This is a genomic window from Streptomyces sp. NPDC006552 (assembly GCF_040611655.1).
Classification (GTDB): domain Bacteria; phylum Actinomycetota; class Actinomycetes; order Streptomycetales; family Streptomycetaceae; genus Streptomyces.
The window spans coordinates 1-21,583 of sequence record NZ_JBEXOS010000076.1 but is presented as its reverse complement, the minus strand read 5'-3'; the positions used below and the strand labels follow the sequence as shown (position 1 = coordinate 21,583).

Genomic DNA, 21,583 nt, shown 5'->3' with positions numbered 1-21,583 from the left:
CAGCCGGAGTTCACCCGCCGTTGTCCTGGGCCGGGAACCATGACGCGTATGTCCGCCTCCACAGCGCAGCCCGAGCCGTCGCCGGCGTCCGTGCCCTTCCGCGCCGGACAGGACGGCTACGCGAGTTTCCGCATCCCGGCCGCCGTCGTCACGCCCGACGGCACCCTCCTCGCCTTCTGCGAGGGCCGGCGCTCCTCCGCCGCGGACAGCGGCGACATCGACCTCGTGCTGCGCCGGTCCGTCGACGGCGGCCGCAGCTGGGGCCCGCTCCAGGTCGTCGTCGCCGACGGCCGTGACCTGGCGGGCAATCCGGCCCCCGTCGTGCTCGCCTCCGGACGCGTCCTGCTCGTCCACATGCGCAACGCGGCCGCCGCCACCGAGGACGCCATCCGCCGCGGGCAGATCGCCGACGCGGACGGGCGCCGGGTCTGGGTCACCTCCAGCGACGACGCGGGGCGCACCTGGACGCCCGGCCGGGAGATCACCGCGCAGGTGAAGAAGGCGGACTGGCGCTGGTACGCGACCACGCCCGGGCACGCCCTGCTCACCCGGGAGGGCCGCGTCGTCGTCCCCGCCAACCACTCCCTGCCGCCCACCGGCGCCGACACCGGGACCGAGGGCAAGTACGACGGCGGCCACTGCCTGCTCAGCGACGACTCCGGCGTGACCTGGCGGATCGGCTACGTCGACGACGACCCCGACGGCCGGATCAACGCCAATGAGACCACCGCCGCCCAACTCCCGTGCGGTGAGCTGTACCTCAACACCCGCAACGACTCGCCCGCGCCCGGCACCCGCGCCGACGCCCGCTCCCGCGACGGCGGCGAGCACCTGGTGAAACCCTTCCGGCCGCAGGCCGGGCTCGTCGGACCGGTGGTCGAGGGCAGCCTCCTGCACCTCGGCGACCCGGACGTGCTGCTCTACTCGGGCCCCGCCGACCCGGACCTCCGCGCCCTGATGACCGTGCGCCGCAGCTTCGACGGCGGCACCACCTGGCACCCCGCGCACTCCGTCCCCCTCGACGGGCTGCCCGCCGCCTACAGCGACCTCGTCCGCGTCGACGACGCCACCGTCGGCCTGCTCTACGAGACCGGGGACTTCTCCGCGTACGAGACGATCACCTTCCGGCGGCTGCCCGTGGCCCTGCTCGGCGGGAGGGGAACCGCTGAGTAGGGTCGGGCCATGACTTCCCACGACAGCGCCACGAGCAGCGACAAGAACGCCCCCAAGGCCCCGGCCAAGGACCCCTGGGACCTGCCCGACGTGTCCGGGCTCGTCGTCGGCGTGCTCGGTGGCACCGGGCCGCAGGGCAAGGGCCTCGCCTACCGGTTCGCCCGCGCCGGCCAGAAGGTGATCATCGGCTCCCGCGCCGCCGACCGCGCGGCGGCCGCCGCCGCGGAACTGGGCGAGGGCGTCGAGGGCGCCGACAACGCCGAGTGCGCGCGGCGCAGCGACATCGTGATCGTCGCCGTGCCCTGGGAGGGACACGGCGCGACCCTGGCGGCGCTGCGCGAGGAGCTGGCCGGAAAGCTCGTCATCGACTGCGTCAACCCGCTCGGCTTCGACAAGAAGGGCGCCTACGCGCTCACGCCCGAGGAGGGCAGCGCCGCCGAGCAGGCCGCCGCCCTGCTGCCGGACTCCCGCGTCACCGCCGCCTTCCACCACCTGTCGGCCGTGCTGCTCGCCGACCCGGCGGTGGCGGAGATCGACACGGACGTCATGGTGCTGGGCGAGGCCCGCGCCGACACCGACCTCGTCCAGGCGCTGGCCGCCCGCGTCCCCGGCATGCGCGGCGTCTTCGCGGGCCGGCTGCGCAACGCCCACCAGGTCGAGTCCCTGGTCGCGAACCTCATCTCCACCAACCGCCGCTACAAGGCGCACGCGGGCCTGCGCGTCACGGACCTGTGACGCCGGATCTTTATCCTTTCCGTACGTTCAGGGCGCCTTCGTAGGGCGGCGGAGCATGGGGGAGACTGGTCGGCGAACACCGAGCCGTGCCGTATTGGAGCCGACCCCATGCCCCGCATCGCCCTCTTCGCCCTCGTCGTCTGCGTCCTCGCCGTCGCCGCGGCGGTGGTCTCCTTCGTCCAGGGCAGCTTCCTCGGGATCGTCTGGGTCCTCATCGCGGGCGTCACGTCGAACATGACGTGGTTCTACGTGCGCAAGGCCAAGGCCGAGAAGGCGCAGCGGACGGGGTCGACTACGACTGTGTGAAGGTCGGGATCTCGGGGGTGCCCCGCCAGAACCGGTAGAACTCGCGGCCCCAGTACGTGTCCCACTCGGTGACGCCGAGCGCGCGCAGCACCGCGTCGACCGCGTCGAAGAAGTACCCGTTCACCTCGGGGATCCACAGCACGGCGAAGACCGCGAGCAGTCCGTACGGGGCGAACGGCTCCACCTGCCGCCTGACCTTGTACGACAGCCACGGCTCCAGCACCCCGTACCCGTCGAGCCCGGGGACCGGTAGGAAGTTCAGGATCGCGGCCGTCACCTGGAGCAGCGCCAGGAAACCGAGCGCGTAACGGAAGGTGTCCGGCACCCCGTCCAGCGCGTCCAGCCAGAACGGGGCCGTGCAGACGACGGCGAACGCCACGTTCGTCAGCGGTCCCGCCGCCGAGATCAGGCTGTGCCGCCAGCGGCCCTGAATGCGGCCCCGCTCGATGAAGACCGCGCCGCCGGGGAGCCCGATCCCGCCCATGATCACGAAGACGACCGGCAGCACGATGCTGAGCAGGGCGTGCGTGTACTTCAGCGGGTTGAGGGTCAAGTAGCCCTTCGCGCCGACCGAGATGTCGCCGCTGTGCAGGGCCGTGCGCGCGTGGGCGTACTCGTGCAGGCACAGCGAGACGATCCACGCCCCCGTCACGAAGAGGAAGACGGCGAGGCCCGGCTGGGAGGCGAAGTCCGTCCACACCGCCCAGCCGGTCACGGCCGTCACCGCGACGATGCCGAGGAAGACAGGGCTGATCCTGCGGTCGCCGCGGCGGGATGTGGCGGTGGTCATGGCGGACGGCTCCCGGATTCGCAGATTCGGTTCGATGGCGTGACCGAACGTACCCCGCGCGCAAGCGTCTGGGGGACAGGAGGCGAACCCCGCCAGGGGCGCGGGGAACGGCGCGCCCAGCCACGACGAGACCCGCACAATCCCACCGTCCCGAGGGGCCCCCGGTCAGGGGCGCGGGGAACGGCGCGACCAGGCACGACGTTGCCCGCGCAATCCCACCGTCCTGAGGGGGCCCCGGTCAGGGGCGCGGGGAACGGCGCGACCAGGCACGACGTTGCCCGCGCAATCCCACCGTCCTGAGGGGGTCCCGGTCAGGGGCGCGGGGAACGGCGCGACCAGGCACGACGTTGCCCGCGCAATCCCACCGTCCTGAGGGGGCCCCGGTCAGGGGCGCGGGGAACGGCGCGACCAGCCACGACGAGACCCGCACAATCCCACCCCCGGCCTGAAGGCACCCCCAGGCACCCCACCCGGCCCCACTCCACCGCCGCACCGGGGACAATGTCCCCGTGCGCTACCGCATCCTCGGCACCACCCAGGCTCTCCACGACGACGGCACGGCCGTCCCCGTCGGCGGGGCGCGGCTGCGCGCCCTGCTCACCGTGCTCGCCCTGCGGCCCGGCCGGACCGTGCCCGCCGCCGTCCTCGTCGACGAGGTGTGGGGCGCCGAACCGCCCGCCGACGCGCCGGGCGCGCTCCAGGCCCTGGTCGGCCGGTTGCGCCGGGCCCTGGGCGCCGACGCGGTCACCTCCGAGGAGGGCGGCTACCGGATCGCCGCGCGGGACGAGGACATCGACCTGTTCCGGTTCGAGCGGCTCACCGCCGACGGCCTCCGCGCCCACGCCGACGGCAGCCCGGCCAAGGCCGCCGACCTGCTCGACGAGGCGCTCGGGCTGTGGCAGGGCCCCGTCCTCGCCGACCTGCCCGACCGCACCGCGGAGGCGGCCCGCTGGGACACCCGGCACCTGGACGCGCGGCGGACCCGGCTCGCGGCCTGCCTGGCGCTCGGCCGGGCCGACACCACGCTGCCCGAGCTGACCGCGCTGTGCGACGCCCACCCGCTGGACGAACAGCTCCAGGTGCTGCGGCTGCGCGCCCTGCGCGACGCGGGCCGCACGGCCCAGGCGCTGGCCGCCTACGACCAGGTCCGCCGCGAGCTGGCCGACCGGCTCGGCACGGACCCGGGCCCCGAACTGCGAGCCGTGCACGGCCAGTTGCTGCGGGCGGGCAGCGCGGCGCCGGACGAGCCCGGGACGCCCCCGGCAGCGGCCCCCGCTCGAACCATCGCACCGGGCAACCTCCGCGCCCGCCTCACCTCCTTCGTGGGGCGCGGCGGCGACATCGAGGCGATCCGGGCCGACCTCGGCCGCGTACGCCTGGTGACGCTGCTCGGGCCCGGCGGCGCCGGCAAGACCCGGCTGTCGCAGGAGGTGGCCGAGGGGCTCGCCGCCACCGCGCCGGACGGCATCTGGCTCGCCGAGCTGGCCCCCGTGGGCGACCCGGACGCCGTGCCGGAAGCCGTCGTCAGCGCGCTCGGAGCCCGCGAGACGGTGCTGCGGGGCGCCGGCGCCGAGGAGCTGCGCGCGGTGAGCGAGCGGCACGGCGACGATCCGCTGGTGCGCATCGTCGAGCACTGCGCGGACCGCCGGATGCTGCTCATCCTCGACAACTGCGAGCACGTCATCGGCGCCGCGGCCGCCCTCGCCGAGCACCTGCTCGCCCGCTGCCCCGGCGTCACCGTGCTCGCCACCAGCCGCGAACCGCTCGGCGTGCCGGGCGAGTCGCTCCACCCGGTGGAGCCGCTGCCGGAGCCGTACGCGCTGCGGCTGTTCGGCGAGCGCGGCGCCGCCGTCCGGCCGGGCTTCACCATCGAGCAGGCGCCCGAGGCCGTCGCCGAGATCTGCCGCCGCCTGGACGGCCTGCCGCTCGCCATCGAGCTGGCCGCCGCCCGGCTGCGGATGCTCACCCCGCGCCAGATCGCCGACCGGCTCGACGACCGGTTCCGGCTGCTGACCTCGGGGGCCCGCACCGCGCTGCCCCGCCAGCAGACGCTGCGCGCCGTCGTCGACTGGTCCTGGGACCTGCTGGACGCCACCGAACGCGCCGTCCTCGCCCGCCTCTCCGTCTTCAGCGGCGGCTGCGACCTGGGCGCCGCGGAGGCCGTGTGCGGGCCCGCCACGCTGGAGGCGCTCGCCTCCCTCGTCGACAAGTCGCTCGTCGTCGCCGCGCCCGACGGCGACGACGGCGACGACGACGGCGGGGCGATGCGCTACCGGCTCCTGGAGACCGTCGCCGAGTACGCCGGCGACCGGCTCGACGAGGCGGGCGACCGCGCCGGCGCCGAACGCGCCCACCTCACGTACTACCGCGAACTCGCCCGCACCACCGACCCGTTGCTGCGCGGCCACGGACAGCGCGCGGCCATCGCCCGCATCGAGCGGGACTACGAGAACCTGCGCACCGCCCTGCGGCGCGCCGTCGCCGCGCGCGACGAGCAGGAGACCCTCAGCCTCGTCCTCTCCCTGGTCTGGTTCTGGCAGATGCGCGACCTGCGCAGCGAGGCCCGGCTGTGGGCCGGGGAGGCCGGGGCGCTCGGCCCCGACCCGTTCGCGGAGCCCGCGCAGCCGGCCCCGCCGGTCCACCAGCGCTGCACCGACGTCCCGCCGCCGCTCACCGGCGAACTGCTCGTGGAGGCGCGCCGCCAGGTCCACCTGTGCCGGCTCGGCTACATGGACATGGAGATGGACACCTGGCAGACCGAGGAGGGGCAGGCCCGGCTGCGTGTCATCCGCGAGACCTACCGGGCCGACCTGCCGCAGGCCTGCCGCACCCCCGGCAACATCTGGTACTTCGCCGTCCTGATGACCGGGCAGATCACCAGGATGCGCGCCCTGACCGACGTGACCGTACGCACCTGCCGGGATCTGGGCTACGAATGGGAGCTGGCGCTCGTCCTGCAACTGCGCGCCAACATGCTGGCCAACCAGAGCGACACCGCCGCGGCCGGGCTCGTGGACGCCGACGAGTCGCTGGCCCTGTTCGCCCGGCTCGGCGACCAGTGGGGCGTGGCCGAGGCGCTCTCCTCACGCGGCGAGGCCCACGAGAGGCTCGGCCGGTACAGGGAGGCGGCCGCGGACTACACCCGGGCACGAGGCGTCGCCGAGAGCATGGGCGCCCATGCCCAGGCCGCGATCCTCCAGGTCCGGCTCGGTCAGGTCCGCATCGAGCAGGGCGAGGGCGAGCGCGGCGAACAGATGCTGTGGGAGGCCCTCGACACCAGCCGCCGGCACATGAACGAGGCCCGGCCCGCCGCCCGGATGATGCTCGTCGGCCGGCTCGCCGGCACCGGCCGCACCGCCGAGGCGCGCGAGCAACTCGCCGGACTGCGAAGTGAGTTCAAGGTCGCTGACATCATCTTCTTCCACGGCATGGCCACCGGCATGGAGGCGATGCTCGACGCCGTCGACGGGGACGGCGACCGGGCACTGGCGGGCGCGGCGAAGGCCCTGACCCTCGCGAGCGACCCACTGGCCGCGGTGATCATGCCCCAGCTGTCGGCCCTGCACCTGCTCACCGCGGCGCACGGACTCGGCCTGCGCGCGGGCCCCGGCGACGCCGGGGTCGCCGCCCGGCTGATCGCCGCGTCCGACGCCTCGCTGCCGGCCGGCCACCACCCCGCCCGGATGGAGCGCGAGTGGCGTGCGGACGCCGAGACGCGGGTGCGGGCGCTGCTCGGCGACGACGCCTACGAGCGGGCGTACGCCGAGGGCGGCGGCCTCTCCGTGGAGGAGGCCACCGCCCTGCTGACGCGAACGACGCCGTGAGACCGGCTTCCCGCAAGGACGGGCGCTCAGCTCTTCTTGGTGAACTTGCGGATCGCGACCGGCGCCATGACCACCGTCAGGCCGGCGGTCCAGGCGAGCGTCACCCACAGGCCGTGGGCGACCGGGTACTGACCGCCCAGCATCAGGCCGCGGGCCGCGTCCGCGAGCCCGGACATCGGGTTGTACTCGGTGAAGTTCTGCAGCCAGCCCGGCATCGACCGGGTCGGCGCGAAGATCGACGAGCCGAACTGCAGCGGCATCATCACCAGGAAGCCCATCGCCTGCACGGACTGCGCGTTCTTCATGGTCACGCCGAGGACCAGGAAGATCCACATGATCGAGGAGCCGAACAGGGCGGAGAGCCCCACCGCGGCGAGCAGCCCGCCCCAGTGGTGGATGTCGAAGCCGACCAGGACGGCGACGATCATCAGGACCGTGGACGCCACCAGCAGGCGCAGCAGCTCCACCGAGATCTTGGCGACGAGGACCGAGGCCCGCCCGATCGGCAGGGACCGGAAGCGGTCCATGATGCCCTTGTTGAAGTCCTCGTTGAAGCCGGTGCCGACGCCCTGGGCGATGTTCATGCTCATCATCGCGACCATGCCGGGGATCACGTACTGCACGTACTGCTGCTGACCGCCGCCGAGCGACTGGCCGATCGAGCCGCCGAAGACGTACACGAACAGCAGGGTGAAGACGACCGGCATCAGGACGGCGTCGAACATCGACTCCGGGTCCTGCTTGATCCAGAGCAGGTTGCGGCGGATCAGGGCGCCGGTGTGGCGCAGGTGGCCGCGCAGGCCGATCCGCGGATCGGCGTCGACCGTGATGGTGGGAGCGGCCGGAGCCGCCAGGGTGGTGGCGCTCATACGGCGACCTCCTCGAACGTGGGGCGGGCGTCCTGCGGGGCGGAGGCCTTCTCGCCGGTGATGGAGAGGAACACCTCGTCCAGGCTGGGCAGTTCGGTGGCGATCGAGCCGATCGTGATGCCGCGCGCGGTGACCGCGCCGACCACCGCGGTCAGCTGCTCGTCGCTCAGGACGGGGACCAGCACCGTGCCGGACTCGGCGTCGACGGTGGAGGTGGCGAGCCCGGTCAGGCCCATGTCGTCGAGGGCGGCCGCGAGCGGGCGCAGCTCCAGCGGGTCGGCCGGGCGGACGCGCAGGGTGCGCCCGCCGACCTTCGCCTTCAGCTCCTCGATGCCGCCGCCCGCGATGACCTGGCCGCGGTCGATGACGGTCAGCTCGGAGGCGAGCCGCTCGGCCTCCTCCATGTACTGGGTGGTGAGCAGCACGGTCACGCCGTCCCGCACCATGCGCTGGACCTCGTCCCACACCTCGTTACGGGTGCGGGGGTCGAGGCCGGTGGTCGGCTCGTCCAGGTACAGCACGTGCGGGCGGCCGATCATCGACGCCGCCAGGTCGAGGCGGCGGCGCATGCCGCCGGAGTACGTCTTGGAGGGACGGGTCGCCGCGTCGGTCAGCGAGAACCGCTCCAGAAGGGCGTCGGCGCGGGCCCGGGCCTCCTTGGCGGAGAGGTCGAGCAGCCGCCCGATCATGTACAGGTTCTCGCGGCCGGAGAGCTTCTCGTCGACCGAGGCGTACTGGCCGGTGAGCCCTATCACGCGGCGCAGCTGGCGGGGCTGGCGCACCGCGTCGTAACCGGCCACGACCGCGGTGCCGGAGTCGGGGACGATCAGGGTGGACAGGCAGCGCACGAGGGTCGTCTTGCCCGCGCCGTTCGGGCCGAGCACGCCCATCACGGTGCCCTCGTGGACGTCCAGGTCCACGCCGTCCAGGGCCTTGGTCGCGCCGTAGTGCTTGACCAGCCCCCGCACGGAGACGGCCACCGGGCGGCCGGCCGTGCTGTCGCCGGGGTTCTTGTCGATTCGCGTCATGCCCTCAAGGTGTCAGTCGCCACCGACAATCCGCCGACAGCCGACCGACAGAGCCGAGCGTACGGCGATATATCGCCGACAGGTTGGTCCGCTCCGGCCCGGAACGGCCGCGGCCCGCCGACGGGGGAAGATCGGCGGGCCGCGTTGGTGCCACGGTGGTTCAGGGGCGGATCAGTGCACGGAGTGCTCCTCCTGCGGGAACGTTCCGCCGGTCACGTCCTCCGCGAACGCCCGGACCGCGTCGGTCATCACGCCGCGCAGATCCGCGTACTGCTTGACGAAGCGCGGCATCTTGCCGCCGGTCAGGCCGAGCGCGTCCGTCCAGACCAGGACCTGCGCGTCCGTCTCGGGGCCCGCGCCGATCCCGACCGTCGGGATGTGCAGCACGCGGGTGACCTCCGCCGCCAGCTCCGCCGGGACCAGTTCGAGGACGACGGCGAACGCGCCCGCGTCCTGCACCGACTTCGCGTCCCGCAGCAGCTGCTGCGCCGCCTCCTCGCCGCGGCCCTGCACGCGGTAGCCCTGCGTGTTGACGGACTGCGGGGTCAGGCCGATGTGGGCCATGACCGGGATGCCGGCGTCGACCAGGAGCTTGATCTGCTCGTGCGAGCGCTCGCCGCCCTCCAGCTTGACCGCGCCGACGCCCGCCTCCTTCACCAGCCGCATCGCCGAGCGCAGCGCCTGGACCGGGCCCTCCTGGTAGGAGCCGAAGGGCAGGTCGCCGACGATCAGGGCGCGGCTCGTCCCGCGTACGACCGCGGCCGAGAGCATGGTGAGCTGGTCCAGGGTGACCGGGACCGTGGTGTCGTAGCCGAGGTGGCAGTTGCCGGCCGAGTCGCCGACCAGCATCACGGGGATACCGGCCTCGTCGAAGACCGAGGCCGTCATCGCGTCGTAGGCGGTCAGCATCGGCCACTTCTCGCCCCGCTCCTTGGCGAGGGTGATGTCGCGGACGGTGATGCGGCGGGTGCCCTTGCCTCCGTACAGCGCCTTGGAGCTGCTGTCGGGGGCCGGTGTCTGGGCAGCCTGGAGTTGCGTCATCGCAACGGCTCCTTCATTTCGTCTCGAGGCGCCCTGACGGCGTCCCCGGATCACCTCCATGGTGGCACCGCGTGCCGCTCCCGCGCCAGGCCCCCCTGCCGGGCAATGCCGTCCCGGGCGCTCCCGCGTAAAACCTCGGTAAGGCTTTGCCGCCCCTCTCCGATACGAGACGGTCCCGTATCGAAAAGGGGTTACGGTCGCACACATGACCAGTCCTGCTGTCCCCGCGGGCCCCCGCGTACCGGAGGCCGTGCACCGCCGCAGATGGGCGATCCTCGGCGTGCTCATGCTGAGCCTGCTGATCGTCGTCCTCGACAACTCGATCCTGAACGTCGCGATCAAGACGATCTCGACCCCCGCCCCCACCGGTCTGGGCGCCACCCAGAGCGAGCTGGAATGGGCCATCAACGCCTACACCCTCGTCTTCGCGGGCCTGCTGTTCACCGCCGGTCTGCTCGGCGACCGGCTCGGCCGCAAGAAGGTCCTCGTCGGCGGCCTCGTCGTCTTCGGCATCGGTTCGGCGCTCGCCGCCGAGTCCGGCTCACCGGCCCAGCTCGTCGCCTTCCGCGCGCTGATGGGGCTCGGCGCCGCCTTCGTCATGCCGGCCACCCTCGCCGTCCTCATGAACGTCTTCGAGCGCGAGGAGCAGCCCAAGGCCATCGGCATCTGGGCCGGCGGCGTCGGCCTCGCCATCGCGATCGGTCCGATCACCGGCGGTCTGCTCCTGGACCACTTCTGGTGGGGTTCGGTCTTCCTCGTCAACGTGCCGATCGTGATCCTCGCCGTCGTGCTGATGATCGCGCTCGTGCCCGACTCGAAGGACCCGAAGCCCGGCCGGATCGACCTCGTCGGCGTCGTCCTGTCCGTCGTGGGTCTCGTCCTGCTCGTCTACGGGATCATCAAGGGCGGCGACGAGGGTGACTTCACCAGCCCCCAGGTCCTCGGCACCGCGCTGGCGGGGGTCGCCGTCCTCGCGGCGTTCGTCGTCCACGAGAAGCGCAGCGACCACCCCTCGATCGACATCGGCTACTTCAAGAACAAGGTGTTCTCGGCCGCCATCGCCGCCATCGCCCTGGTCTTCTTCGCCCTGATGGGCGTCACCTTCTTCTCGGTCTTCTACACCCAGAGCGTGCGCGGCTACTCGCCGCTGCAGACCGGCGCCCTGATGCTGCCGCTCGCCGCGGCCCAGCTGATCTTCGCACCGCGGGCCCGGCTCGTCGTCGACCGGATCGGCGTACGGGCCACCACCACGGGCGGCCTCGTCCTGCTCGCCGGCATGCTCGCCGCCTTCACCATCCTCGACGCGGACACCCCCATCTGGATCCTGGAGGTCATGTTCTTCCTCATGGGGACGGGCATGGCGCACGTCATGACGCCGACCAGCGTCGTGATCATGCAGGCGCTGCCGCGGGAGAAGGCGGGTTCGGCGTCGGCGCTCAGCAACACGTTCCGGCAGGTCGGCGGGGCGCTCGGGATCGCCGTCCTCGGCTCGGTGCTCTCCACCGCCTACCGGAACGGGCTCGAGAGCCGCACCGACGGGTTGCGGCAGTTGCCGGCCGGGTTGCGGGATGCCGCCGGCGGGTCGATCGAGGCCACGCTCGGTGTCGCCGAGAAGATCGGGCCCAGGGCGCGGGGGCTGGCCGACGCGGCTGATGCGGCCTTTTTGCACGCCATGCATGTCACTGCGCTGTGGGGGGCGGGCATCGCGGTACTCAGTGCCGTCGTCACCGCGCTGTTCCTACCGGGCCGCACGCCGTCGGCTCCCGCGGCGGCGCAAGGGGACCCGGAGCGCGTCAACGCGGATCACTAGGCCGCACCCTGCCGGGGCCGCTCGCGCGGTGCCCCGAGCGCGGGCAGCACGTTGCCCGCACCCCGGCGGGGCCGGCCGCGCAGTTCCCTTCGTCTGCCGGCCGGTGGGGCTTCTCGCGCAGTTCCCCGCGCCCCTGAGATGCGCACTACGTGCGCCATCTCATCGGGCCCCCTGAGGTGCGCACTCCGTGCGCGCTCACCATCGGGCCCCCTGAGGTGCGCACTGCGTGCGCGCTCTCCATCGGGCCCCCGGGGCAGCGGCGGAGCCGCGTGTCCCTAGGGGCGCGGGGAACTGCGCGACCAGCCCCCACCGGTCCGGCAGCCGGAGAACGGCCCGTTTAGGGGCGCGGGGAACTGCGCGAAGGCCCGTGCCCACAGCACCCGCACCACCCCACCCCGGAACAGCGACCACACCCACCGGGGGAGAATCAACCCCGGGACCAGGCAACCCGCCCGGCCCGGGGGCCAATCGCGGAGGCGCAAGTCGTGGACACGGAACGCCCCGGACGGCAGCCCCGACACGGAGGCGCCCAGAACCCCCCGCCCGACACCCCGACTCCCGCTCCCACCCGCGGCCGCCCCCGCAGCGAAGCCGCCGAGCAGGCCATCGTCGAGGGCGTCATCGCCCTGCTGGAGGAGGGCGTCCCGCTCGCCGAGCTGTCCATCGAGCGGATCGCCCGCACCGCCGGCGTCGGCAAGGCCACCATCTACCGGCGCTGGAGCGGCAAGGAGGAGCTGTTCGTCGACGTCCTGCGCTCCATCGAGGCGCCGGACCCCGAGCTGCCCGGCACCTGCCTGCGCGAGGACCTGGTCCGCCTCCTGGACCATCTGCGCCGCCGCGGCCTGGACATGCGCAGATCGGTGCTGCTGCACAACGTCTTCGCGCAGATGAAGACCCTGCCCCGGCTCTGGGACGCGTACCAGGAGATCGTCATCGAGCCGCGCCGCCGCCTGATGTACGACATCCTGCGCCGCGGCGTCGCCGACGGGGAACTGCCCGCCGGCACCGACATCGAACTCGCCGGCGACCTCCTCACCGGCCCCATGCTGCTGCGCAGCGTCATGCGCACCGACGGCCCCCTGCCCGACGATCTCGCCGCGCGGATCGTCGATCTCGCCCTCGCCGGACTCCGGCCCGGCCCCCGGGACTGAATGTGCGCGTTTCGTCACAGGAAGCCCTTTCGGGCCCGGTCGGCGGAACTCCGGAGGCGGCGCCGCTCGTCCTCGCAGCCGTACGGCCGTCACGGACCCGCGGACGCGGGGGTGTGACGGAAGGGAAAGCCGCCGGACATCGCCTAGGGTTTCCGGGCAGGGACGGCGGGCACGGCAGTGAGGCGACGACGGTATGGCGCAGGCGTACAGCACGGGAGACGGCGACGGATCCGGGCACACCGGACCGGGAGCCCGGCTCCGACGCCTGGGGCACCGGCTCCGCACCGACCGCGGCCTGTGGCGGCGCGGCATCGTCCTCGCGGTCCTCGCGGTCCTGCTCGCGCTCGTCATGCTGCTGCACGCGCAGATCCCCAACAGCGTCGGCAACCTGGGCTCCCTGACCGAGACGTTCCTGCCCTGGCTCGGCCTGTTCGTCCCGGTGCTGCTCGTCCTCGGGCTCGTCCGCAAGTCGGCGACCGCCCTGGTCGCCCTGCTGGTGCCGGTCATCGTCTGGTTCAGCGTCTTCGGCGGTCTGCTCACCGACAAGCAGGGCGGCGGCGGCGATCTGACGGTGGTCACCCACAACGTGAACGCGGACAACGCCGACCCGGTCGGCACCGCCAAGGACGTCGCGGCCTCCGGCGCGCAGGTCGTGGCCCTGGAGGAGCTGACGGCCCGGGCCGTCCCGACGTACGAGAAGGCGCTCGCGGCGGCCTACCCCTACCACTCCGTGCAGGGGACGGTCGGGCTGTGGAGCAGGTACCCCCTCTCGGGGACCCGGCCCGTCAACATCGAGCTGGGCTGGACGCGCGCGATGCGCTCCACCGTCGCCACCCCCCAGGGTGACGTCGCCGTCTACGTGGCGCACATGCCGTCGGTGCGGGTGAAGCTCGACTCCGGGTTCACCGCCAGCCAGCGCGACAAGAGCGCGAACGCGCTGGGCGAGGCGATCTCCGCCGAGCCGCTCGGCAAGATCGTGCTGCTCGGCGACCTGAACGGCACGATGAACGACCGCGCCCTGACCGCCGTCACCTCTCAGATGCGCTCCACCCAGGGCGCCGCGGGCAGCGGCTTCGGATTCAGCTGGCCGGCCGCGTTCCCGATGGCCCGGATCGACCAGATCATGGTCAAGGGCGTCGAGCCGGAGTCCTCGTGGACGCTGCCCGCGACCGGCAGCGACCACCTGCCGATCGCGGCCCGCGTCACCGTCTGACCGGCCCGCACCCGTCACGCCGGTTTCACCGGGGCGCAACCTCGCGGAATAGTGGGCGCGGGAGAGTTTGTTCCGTACGTAAACTTATGCGTGCGGTCCCTCGGTCCGCCCGCGCCACCATTCCCTGCACCCACTTTCATTGGACGATCCCTCATGCCCCTCGCCCTGCTCGCCCTCGCTGTGGGCGCCTTCGGCATCGGCACGACCGAGTTCGTGATGATGGGCCTGCTGCCCGACGTCGCCGACGACCTGCACATCTCGATCCCCAGCGCCGGCCACCTCGTCTCCGCGTACGCGCTCGGCGTCGTCATCGGCGCGCCGCTGCTCGCCGCGCTCACCGCGCGCCTGCCGCGCCGCCGGGTCCTGATCGGCCTCATGGTGCTCTTCGTCGTCGGCAACGCCGTCTCCGCCGTCGCCCCCGACGACCACGCGCTGCTGCTCGCCCGCTTCGTCAGCGGCCTGCCGCACGGCGCCTTCTTCGGCGTCGGCGCCGTCGTCGCCACCTCACTGGTGGCGCCCGAGCGCAAGGCCCGCTCCGTCTCGCTGATGTTCCTCGGACTGACCGTCGCCAACATCGTCGGCGTCCCCGTCGCCACCGCCCTCGGCCAGCAGCTGGGCTGGCGCGCCACCTTCCTCGCCGTCAGCGCCATCGGCCTCGCCGCGATCGCCGCCCTGGCCGCGCTCGTCCCCGCCGACCACGGACACGGCTCCGCGGTGGGCGTGCGCAGCGAGCTGAAGGCGCTCGGCTCCCTGCCGGTGTGGCTCGCCCTCGGTACGACCGTCGCCGGGTTCGGAGCCCTCTTCTCGGCCTACAGCTACATCACGCCGATGCTCACGGACGCCGCCGGATTCGCCGACGGGAGCGTGACGCTGCTGCTCGCCCTGTTCGGCGTCGGCGCCACCGCGGGCAACCTCGCCGGCGGCCGCCTCGCCGACCACTCGCTGCGCGGCACCCTCTTCGGCGGGCTGGCCTCGCTCGTCGCCGTCCTCGCGCTCTTCCCGCTGCTCATGCGGGCGGAGTGGAGCGCGGCGCTCGCCGTGCTGCTGCTCGGCACGGCCGCGTTCATCACGGGCTCGCCGCTCCAGCTGATGGTGATGGAGAAGGCCGCCGCCGCGCCCTCGCTGGCCTCGTCCGCGAACCAGGCGGCCTTCAACCTCGCCAACGCGGGCGGCGCCTGGATCGGCGGCCTCGCCCTCGCCGCCGGCCTCGGCGTCACCTCGCCCGCCCTGATGGGCGCGGCCCTGGCCGTCCTCGGGCTCGGCGTGGCCGCGGTCGCCTATCTGGTCGACCGGGGCCGGGGCCGGGCCGCGTCCGGCCCGGGCCGCCTGGTCGCCGCGCACGTCCCCGCCGAGGCGGAGCCCGCCCGGCGGTGACGGCCGCCGCTACGGCGTGCGGCGGCGCACGCTGTCCCGGATGACGATGTGCGTGCCGAGGAGCCGGCGCCGCTGCCCCGCCCGGTCCGTCCCGTCGAGCGCGAGCCGGACCGCCGTGCGGCCCAGCTCCTCCCCGGGGATGTGCACCGTGGTCAGCCCCGGCGTGATGTCCGCGGCCACCGGGTCGTCGTTGTAGCCGACCACCGAGATGTCCTCGGGGACCCGCAGCCCGTACTCTCCGAGCGCCCGGACCACGGCGGCGGCCACCCGGTCGTCGCCCGCGAAGACCGCCGTGAAGTCCGGCCTGCCGTCGCGGGCGGCGAGCAGGCCGCGGATCGCCTCGTCCCCGTGGAACCGGCCGAACCCGATGCCGTGCAGCAGTGCCTCGGAGCGCGGCACGCCGTGGCTCTCCAGGGCCCGCAGATAGCCGCGCACCCGGGCCTCGCCCGTCGTGTTGCCCGGCTGGTAGCCGATCAGCGCGATCCGGCGGTGGCCCGCGCCCAGCAGATGGCTGGTGATCGCGTGCGCCCCCGCCTCGTTGTCGTACTCCACCACGACCGCGGGCACGTCGGGCGCGGGCGCCGGACGGCCGCACAGCACAAGGCGCGACCCCGCCGCCGCCAGCGACTGCGCGTACTGCGCCATCCGCTCCCGGTACGCCGCGTCCTCCACGACCCCGCCCACCAGGACGACCGCCTCCGCCGCCTGCTCGCGCATCATCTGCACCAGGGCCAGCTCCCGGTCCGGGTCCCCGCCGGTCGACGCGACGAGGGTGAGCCGGTCGTGCTGCGCCGCCTCCTTCTCCACGCCCTGCGCCACGGCCGCGTAGAAGGAACTCACCACGTCGAGCATGAGCACCGCGATGGTCTTGCGGCCCGCGCCCGCCAGCGCCCGCGCGTGCGCGTTGGCCACGTAGTCCAGGTCCTTGGCCGCGCGCAGCACCTTCGTGCGCGAGGCGGCCGAGGTCGGGTAGTTGCCCGCCAGGACCCGGGACACGGTCGCCACCGAGACCCCCGCGCGCGCGGCCACGTCGCGGATCGTCGCCCGGTCGCCCACTGTGAACTCCTTCAAGGTCCGACGGTGCGGAACCGCCCTCGGCCCCGCACCATCATCGCGTGCTCCGCCGCCGTCGCCCGGCCAGGACCGGAAGAGGGGCTCTCAGTGCGCCGCCGCGTGCTCCGCGCCGAACTCCTCCAGGGCCTTGCGGCCGCCCTGGGCGAGCCACTTCTTGTACACACCGTCCCAGTCGGAGAGCTTCTTGCGGCCGGTCACCACCGCCGTCACGCCGTCGTTGACGATCTGGTCGAGGGTGGCGCCCTGCCGGTTGAACGTGTCGGACTGCAGCCCCCACCGGTCGTTGGGCACCATCATCGGCACGACCTTCCGCTGCCAGGCGTGCACCCGCTTCGTCAGCTCCGCGTACCCCGGGTAGTACAGCGGCTGGGGGGCGTCCGCGACCTTGGTCAGGGGCAGGTTGTTCGCCGACTCGACCAGGCCCAGCTCCGTCGCGATCGGGTTGTTGTCCTTGTCGCGCTCGAAGTGCGTACCCTCGATCCCGTAGTGGAGCAGCTCGTACTCCTTGGAGCCGAACGGCGAGGCCAGCCAGTCCAGGACGCGCAGCAGCAGCTTGAGGCGGTCCTTGGGCGCCTTCTTCAGCACGGTGTAGCCGAACATGCCCCGGCTCTGCTGGAACTGCCGGGTGCCGCCGACGGCGTAGGGCTGGGCGAGGTCCAGGGTGTAGGCGTCCTTGATGCCCTGCGCGTTGGAGATCGCGGCGCCGAAGCCGTCCGTCATCGACAGGGCGGTGCCGTTGTAGAACTGCGTCTTCAGATCGACCTGCGAGACCGAGGTGGCCTCGGGGTAGTACGCGCCGGACGCGCGCAGCTTCGCCATGTACTCCAGGGCGGCCTTGAACTGCTCGGTGCCCGCGAAGTACTCGGCCCTGCCGCTCTCGATCCGCCACTCGTTCGGGGCGCCGTGCCAGATGGCATGGGTCTTGTAGCCGAAGTAGCTCGTCGTGGAGGCGCCGAGGCCCCAGGTGCGGTGGCCGGTCGCGGCCTTGGCGACCTGCGCGAAGTCGGCCGCGGACAGGCCCTGTTCGAACCCGGCCTTCTTGAACGCCTCCTGGTTGAGGAAGAGGGTGTCCTGCGGCTTGGGCCGCTCCACGGGGACGCCGTAGATGCGCCCGCCGATCCGGCCCATCCCCTCCCAGGCGTAGGTCGGGACGGCGGCGAGGTGCGGGTAGTCCTTGGCGGCGTCGCCCGACAGGAACCCGGTCAGGTCGGCGCAGCGCCGCTGCACGAACTGCGCCTCGCGCGGCAGCGTGTAGCCGCCACCGATCGCGATGACGTCGGGCAGGTCGTCACCGGCCATCAGCGTGGCCATCTTGGTGCGGAAGTCGGCGTCCGGCACCACGGTGAACTCGATCTCGACGCCGAGCGCCTTGTTCAGCGCCGCCCAGTACTGGTTGTGCGCCGCGGGCTTGGGCGGGGTGCCGTACGTGATGGAGATGATCCGGATCTTCTCCTTGCCGGTGCCGGGCTTCTCGGCGACCGCCTCGACCAGCTTCTGCGGGTAGGAGAGGAAGCCGGCCTGCACCCCCTCGGCGGTCGGCGCGAGGTCGGGGGCCGGGCCCTGGGCGGCGGCGTACGCCGGCCAGGGCGCCGCCTTGGTGCCCTTGTTGCCGACCGAGCCGCCGGCGCTCTCGGTCGAACAGCCGGTGAGCAGGGACGGGACGGCGAGCGCGGCGCCGCCGGTGGCGACGGAGCGCAGCAGGGTGCGGCGCGACATGTTCGCGGACATGGTGAGGAGCCCTTCGGGAGAGGGAGGCCGGGAGAAGACGGGGGAGCGCGGGGCGGTGCGGGGCGCGGGTCAGCTCTTGATGGCGCCGGTGAGCACGCCCTTGGTGAAGTACTTCTGCAGGAAGGGGTAGACCAGCAGGATCGGCACGACGGCGATCACCAGGACGGCCATCTGGGTCGTCTGCGGCGCCGAGACCATGCCGGCCTCGCTCAGTCCGGTGTCGGCGATCTGCGCGCCGCCGATGACGTAGGTCCGCAGCACCTGGGAGAGCGGCCAGTGGTCCGACTCCAGGTAGATCGAGGCGGTGAACCACGAGTTCCAGAAGCTCACCGCGTAGAACAGGCCGACGACCGCGAGCGCGGCTTTCGACAGCGGCAGCGCGATCCGCCAGAACGTCGTCCAGTCGCCTGCGCCGTCGAGCCGCGCCGCCTCGTACAGCTCCTCCGGGATGCCCTGGAAGAAGCCGCGCAGCACCACGAGGTTGAAGACGTTGATCAGGCACGGAGCGATGACGGCCGCGTACATGTTCTCCATCCCGAGCCCCTTGACCAGCAAGAACGCGGGGATCATGCCGGGCGGGAAGAGGAAGGTGAACAGCACCAGGAGCAGCACCGGCTTGCCGCCGAAGACGCCCGGGCGGCTGAGCGCGTAGGCGAGGAACGCGGTGCAGGTCAGTGCGAGCAGCGTGCCGACGACGGTGATGCCGACGCTCACGCCGAGCGCCTTCGTCACGATGCCGCCGCTGAGGATGGTCTCGTACGCGCGCAGGCTCGGCTCGCTCGGCCACAGCACCCAGCCGCCGCCCGCCACCACCTCCGCGTTCGAGGCGAGGGAGGTGGAGACGATCACCAGGAACGGTACGAGGACCAGGCAGAGCAGGACGAGCACGGCCAGGCCCTTGGCGGCCCGGGTGGCGGGGCGCGGCCGCTCCATCCAGGCGGGACGGGCCGGCCGGGCCGGGGCGGTTGCTGTGCGGCTCACTTGTAGACCCCCTGCTCGCCGAGCTTGTGCGCGATGCGGTTGGCGACGAAGACGAGGGCCGCGCCGACCAGTCCCTTGAAGAGTCCCGCGGCGGTGGCGTAGCCGATGTCGCCGCCGACGATGCCCTGCCAGAAGACGAAGGTGTCGAGGACCTCGCCGGCCTCCGGGCCCACCGACTGCCGCTGGAGCAGCATCTGTTCGAAGCCGACGGAGAGGATGTCGCCGAGCCGCATGATCAGCAGCAGCACGATGATCGGCCGGATCGAGGGCAGCGTGACGTGCCAGAAGCGGCGCCAGGGGCCGGCCCCGTCGATCGCGGCGGCCTCGTAGCTCTGCTCGTCGACCTGCATGAGGGCGGCCAGGAAGATGATGGTGCCCCAGCCGGCGTCCTTCCAGATCACCTCGGCGACGACCAGCGGGCGGTAGGCGTCCGGGTTGCCGATGATGTCGACCGTGTGCAGCCCGGTGTCGTTCAGGAACGAGTTCAACAGGCCGGTGTCGGAGAGGACCTGCTGGAAGAGGGCGACCACGATCACCCACGACAGGAAGTGCGGCAGGTAGACGACGGACTGCACGAAGCGGCGCAGTACGTCCGAGGTCAGGCTGTGCAGCAGCAGGGCGATGCCGAGCGGCACCGGGAAGTAGCAGACCAGTTGCAGGACCGCGATGGACAGGGTGTTCCACGTCGCGTGCCAGAAGTCCGGATCGCCGAACATCCGGGTGAAGTTGCCGGCGCCGGCCCAGGGACTGCCCCAGAGCCCGGCGAACGGGTCGTACTCCTTGAACGCCACGACGTTGCCGACGAAGGCGCCGTAGTGGAAGACCAGGAAGTAGACGACGCCCGGAACCATGAGCAGCAGCAGCGTACGACTGCCGCGCAGCCGCTCCTGAAACCCTTTCCACCGCGTCTCGTGGCCGTCCAACGGCCCTTTTGCGTGGTTCTCCGCCCGGTCCGGGGGCTCCACTGCCCCGGTGTCGGGCCTTTCCTTCGCCACAGTGGGCACGGGAACCCCTCCGTCGTCGGATCAAGTGCGGTGGAATCTAAAACGGTTACTACGAACGGTCAACCCCTCTGGCCGCTACTGACCTTGACCAGGGCGCCCGCACTGCCTAGCCTCCTGAAATGTTTGGTAACCGGTTACAGCGCTCGACGCAGATGTGGGGTGGACCCGAGTGACGGCACACCGACCGACCGTGGCCCTGGCCATGGGTGCCCAGGTGGTGGCGGAGGTCTTCCCGCCCGGCCTGCGGGCCCGGCTCGGCCGCGGCACCCGCCTCGCGGCTGCCCCGCTGACCGGCGCGCTCGACGGGCCGGACGCGGCGCCGGTGCTCGCCACGACGGAGATCCTGGTCACCGGATGGGAGTGCCCGCCGCTCACCCGCGAGGTCCTCGCGGCGGCGCCCCGGCTGCGGGCCGTGGTGCACGCGGCCGGATCGGTCCGGCCGATCGTCACCGACGCGGTGTGGGAGCGCGGGCTCGTCGTCTCCTCGGCCGCCGACGCCAACGCCGGGCCGGTGGTGGCCTTCACGCTCGCCGCGATCACCTTCGCGGCGAAGGGGGCGCTGTCCGCCGCCGCGCGGTACGCGCAGGGGTGGCCGGGGTTCGCGGAGCGGACCGGCGCGGACGCGCGGGTCGTCGGGATCATCGGGGCGTCCCGCATCGGACGCCGGGTGATCGAGGCGCTGCGGGCGGACGAGGCGGAGTACCAGGTGCTGCTGTGCGACCCGTACGTCGACGGCGCCGAGGCGGCCCGGCTGGGCGTGGAGCCGGTCGGGCTCGCCGAACTGTGCCGGCGCAGCAGCGTCGTCAGCGTGCACGCGCCGCAACTGCCCTCCACGCGGGGGCTGCTGAGTGCGCGGATGCTGGCCCTGATGCCGGACGGGGGTGTGGTCGTCAATACGGCGCGGGGCTCACTGCTGGACACGGAGGCGCTGGCCGCGGAGTGCGCGGCCGGGCGGCTCTCGGCCTACCTGGACGTCACCCACCCCGAGCCACTGCCCTCCGGGCATCCGCTGCTGACCCTGCCCAACGTCCTGGTGACCCCGCACATCGCGGGCGCCCAGGGGAGCGAGGTGCGGCGGCTCGGCCTGTACGCGGTGGAGGAGGTCGAACGGTATGTCCGGGGGGAGGCATTGCGGGGGTGGACGGAGGCGGAGGACATGGCGCGGGTCGCGTAGCCGTGGCTGGGTACGGGCCCGTCATCCATCCGGGCCGGGGCCCCACCCGGGGTGGTTCTTCGCCTGCGGGTCCGGTGGGGGCGGGCCGCGCAGTTCCCCGCGCCCCTGAGGGGCGCACTACGTGCGCCGTCGTACAGCTGCCGGCCGGTGGGGCTTCTCGCGCAGTTCCCCGCGCCCCTAAGGGCGCACTGCGTGCGCCCGGCGGGGGTTGGTCGCGCAGTTCCCCCCCGCCCCCGCAGGGGCGCCCGATGAGATGGCGCACGAAGTGCGCATCTCAGGGGCGCGGGGAACTGCGCGAGAAGCCCCAC

The 21,583-nt window shown here is 72.9% G+C and carries 17 protein-coding genes; 9 read left to right on the top strand and 8 right to left on the bottom strand.

Annotation, left to right across the window (positions count from 1 at the left end):
- Window positions 1-48: 48 nt before the first annotated feature.
- The 3 genes from ABZY33_RS31145 (at window position 49) to ABZY33_RS31135 (ending at window position 2,214) form a co-directional block, all read left to right on the top strand.
- Window positions 49-1,173, top strand: coding sequence for a sialidase family protein (locus tag ABZY33_RS31145; RefSeq protein WP_356495057.1), 1,125 nt, complete (start codon window positions 49-51; stop codon window positions 1,171-1,173).
- A 9-nt stretch (window positions 1,174-1,182) separates the two neighbouring features.
- Window positions 1,183-1,908, top strand: coding sequence for an NADPH-dependent F420 reductase (gene npdG / locus ABZY33_RS31140; RefSeq protein ID WP_356495056.1), 726 nt, complete (start codon window positions 1,183-1,185; stop codon window positions 1,906-1,908).
- Between the two features lie 108 nt (window positions 1,909-2,016).
- Entirely contained in the window at window positions 2,017-2,214 is a 198-nt protein-coding gene (locus tag ABZY33_RS31135; protein WP_356495055.1) for a hypothetical protein, read from the top strand.
- On the opposite strand, the gene ABZY33_RS31130 is transcribed toward ABZY33_RS31135, so the two are convergent.
- Window positions 2,201-3,004, bottom strand: coding sequence for a site-2 protease family protein (locus ABZY33_RS31130; protein WP_356495054.1), 804 nt, complete (start codon window positions 3,002-3,004; stop codon window positions 2,201-2,203). The two genes, ABZY33_RS31135 and ABZY33_RS31130, sit on opposite strands and share 14 nt — an antisense overlap.
- A gap of 509 nt (window positions 3,005-3,513) precedes the next feature.
- On the opposite strand from ABZY33_RS31130, the gene ABZY33_RS31125 reads away from it, so the two are divergent.
- Window positions 3,514-6,828: a BTAD domain-containing putative transcriptional regulator gene (locus ABZY33_RS31125; protein WP_356495053.1), complete on the top strand. Its 3,315-nt coding sequence runs from the start codon at window positions 3,514-3,516 to the stop codon at window positions 6,826-6,828.
- 26 nt (window positions 6,829-6,854) lie between these two features.
- On the opposite strand, the gene ABZY33_RS31120 is transcribed toward ABZY33_RS31125, so the two are convergent.
- The 3 genes from ABZY33_RS31120 to panB form a co-directional block, all read right to left on the bottom strand.
- Complete coding sequence (locus ABZY33_RS31120) at window positions 6,855-7,697, bottom strand: ABC transporter permease (RefSeq protein ID WP_356495052.1); 843 nt, start codon at window positions 7,695-7,697, stop codon at window positions 6,855-6,857.
- Window positions 7,694-8,725 (bottom strand): ATP-binding cassette domain-containing protein, encoded by a 1,032-nt coding sequence (locus ABZY33_RS31115; RefSeq protein ID WP_356495051.1) that lies wholly within the window; start codon window positions 8,723-8,725, stop codon window positions 7,694-7,696. Before ABZY33_RS31115 ends, ABZY33_RS31120 begins: the two co-directional genes overlap by 4 nt.
- A 171-nt stretch (window positions 8,726-8,896) precedes the next feature.
- A complete protein-coding gene (gene panB, locus ABZY33_RS31110) occupies window positions 8,897-9,766 on the bottom strand; it encodes a 3-methyl-2-oxobutanoate hydroxymethyltransferase (protein WP_356495050.1) in 870 nt (289 codons plus the stop codon).
- A gap of 205 nt (window positions 9,767-9,971) precedes the next feature.
- Between panB and ABZY33_RS31105 the strand changes: the two genes are divergently transcribed.
- The 4 genes from ABZY33_RS31105 to ABZY33_RS31090 all read left to right on the top strand — a co-directional run bounded on the left by ABZY33_RS31105 (window position 9,972) and on the right by ABZY33_RS31090 (window position 15,314).
- Window positions 9,972-11,576, top strand: a complete 1,605-nt coding sequence (locus ABZY33_RS31105) for an MFS transporter (protein WP_356495049.1) — start codon at window positions 9,972-9,974, stop codon at window positions 11,574-11,576.
- A gap of 485 nt (window positions 11,577-12,061) precedes the next feature.
- Window positions 12,062-12,727 (top strand): TetR/AcrR family transcriptional regulator, encoded by a 666-nt coding sequence (locus ABZY33_RS31100; RefSeq protein ID WP_356495048.1) that lies wholly within the window; start codon window positions 12,062-12,064, stop codon window positions 12,725-12,727.
- A 193-nt stretch (window positions 12,728-12,920) separates the two neighbouring features.
- Window positions 12,921-13,940, top strand: coding sequence for an endonuclease/exonuclease/phosphatase family protein (locus ABZY33_RS31095; protein ID WP_356495047.1), 1,020 nt, complete (start codon window positions 12,921-12,923; stop codon window positions 13,938-13,940).
- 153 nt (window positions 13,941-14,093) lie between these two features.
- Complete coding sequence (locus tag ABZY33_RS31090) at window positions 14,094-15,314, top strand: MFS transporter (protein ID WP_356495046.1); 1,221 nt, start codon at window positions 14,094-14,096, stop codon at window positions 15,312-15,314.
- 9 nt (window positions 15,315-15,323) lie between these two features.
- Here ABZY33_RS31090 and ABZY33_RS31085 read toward each other — a convergent pair whose 3' ends face one another.
- The 4 genes from ABZY33_RS31085 to ABZY33_RS31070 form a co-directional block, all read right to left on the bottom strand.
- Entirely contained in the window at window positions 15,324-16,370 is a 1,047-nt protein-coding gene (locus tag ABZY33_RS31085; RefSeq protein WP_356495076.1) for a LacI family DNA-binding transcriptional regulator, read from the bottom strand.
- A 102-nt stretch (window positions 16,371-16,472) separates the two neighbouring features.
- Window positions 16,473-18,116, bottom strand: a complete 1,644-nt coding sequence (locus tag ABZY33_RS31080; protein ID WP_356495045.1) for an extracellular solute-binding protein — start codon at window positions 18,114-18,116, stop codon at window positions 16,473-16,475.
- Window positions 18,117-18,185: 69 nt separating this feature from the next.
- Window positions 18,186-19,049, bottom strand: a complete 864-nt coding sequence (locus ABZY33_RS31075) for a carbohydrate ABC transporter permease (RefSeq protein WP_356495075.1) — start codon at window positions 19,047-19,049, stop codon at window positions 18,186-18,188.
- Between the two features lie 44 nt (window positions 19,050-19,093).
- Window positions 19,094-19,948, bottom strand: a complete 855-nt coding sequence (locus tag ABZY33_RS31070) for an ABC transporter permease subunit (protein WP_356495074.1) — start codon at window positions 19,946-19,948, stop codon at window positions 19,094-19,096.
- A 322-nt stretch (window positions 19,949-20,270) separates the two neighbouring features.
- Between ABZY33_RS31070 and ABZY33_RS31065 the strand changes: the two genes are divergently transcribed.
- Window positions 20,271-21,275: a hydroxyacid dehydrogenase gene (locus ABZY33_RS31065; protein ID WP_356495044.1), complete on the top strand. Its 1,005-nt coding sequence runs from the start codon at window positions 20,271-20,273 to the stop codon at window positions 21,273-21,275.
- Window positions 21,276-21,583: the final 308 nt, after the last annotated feature.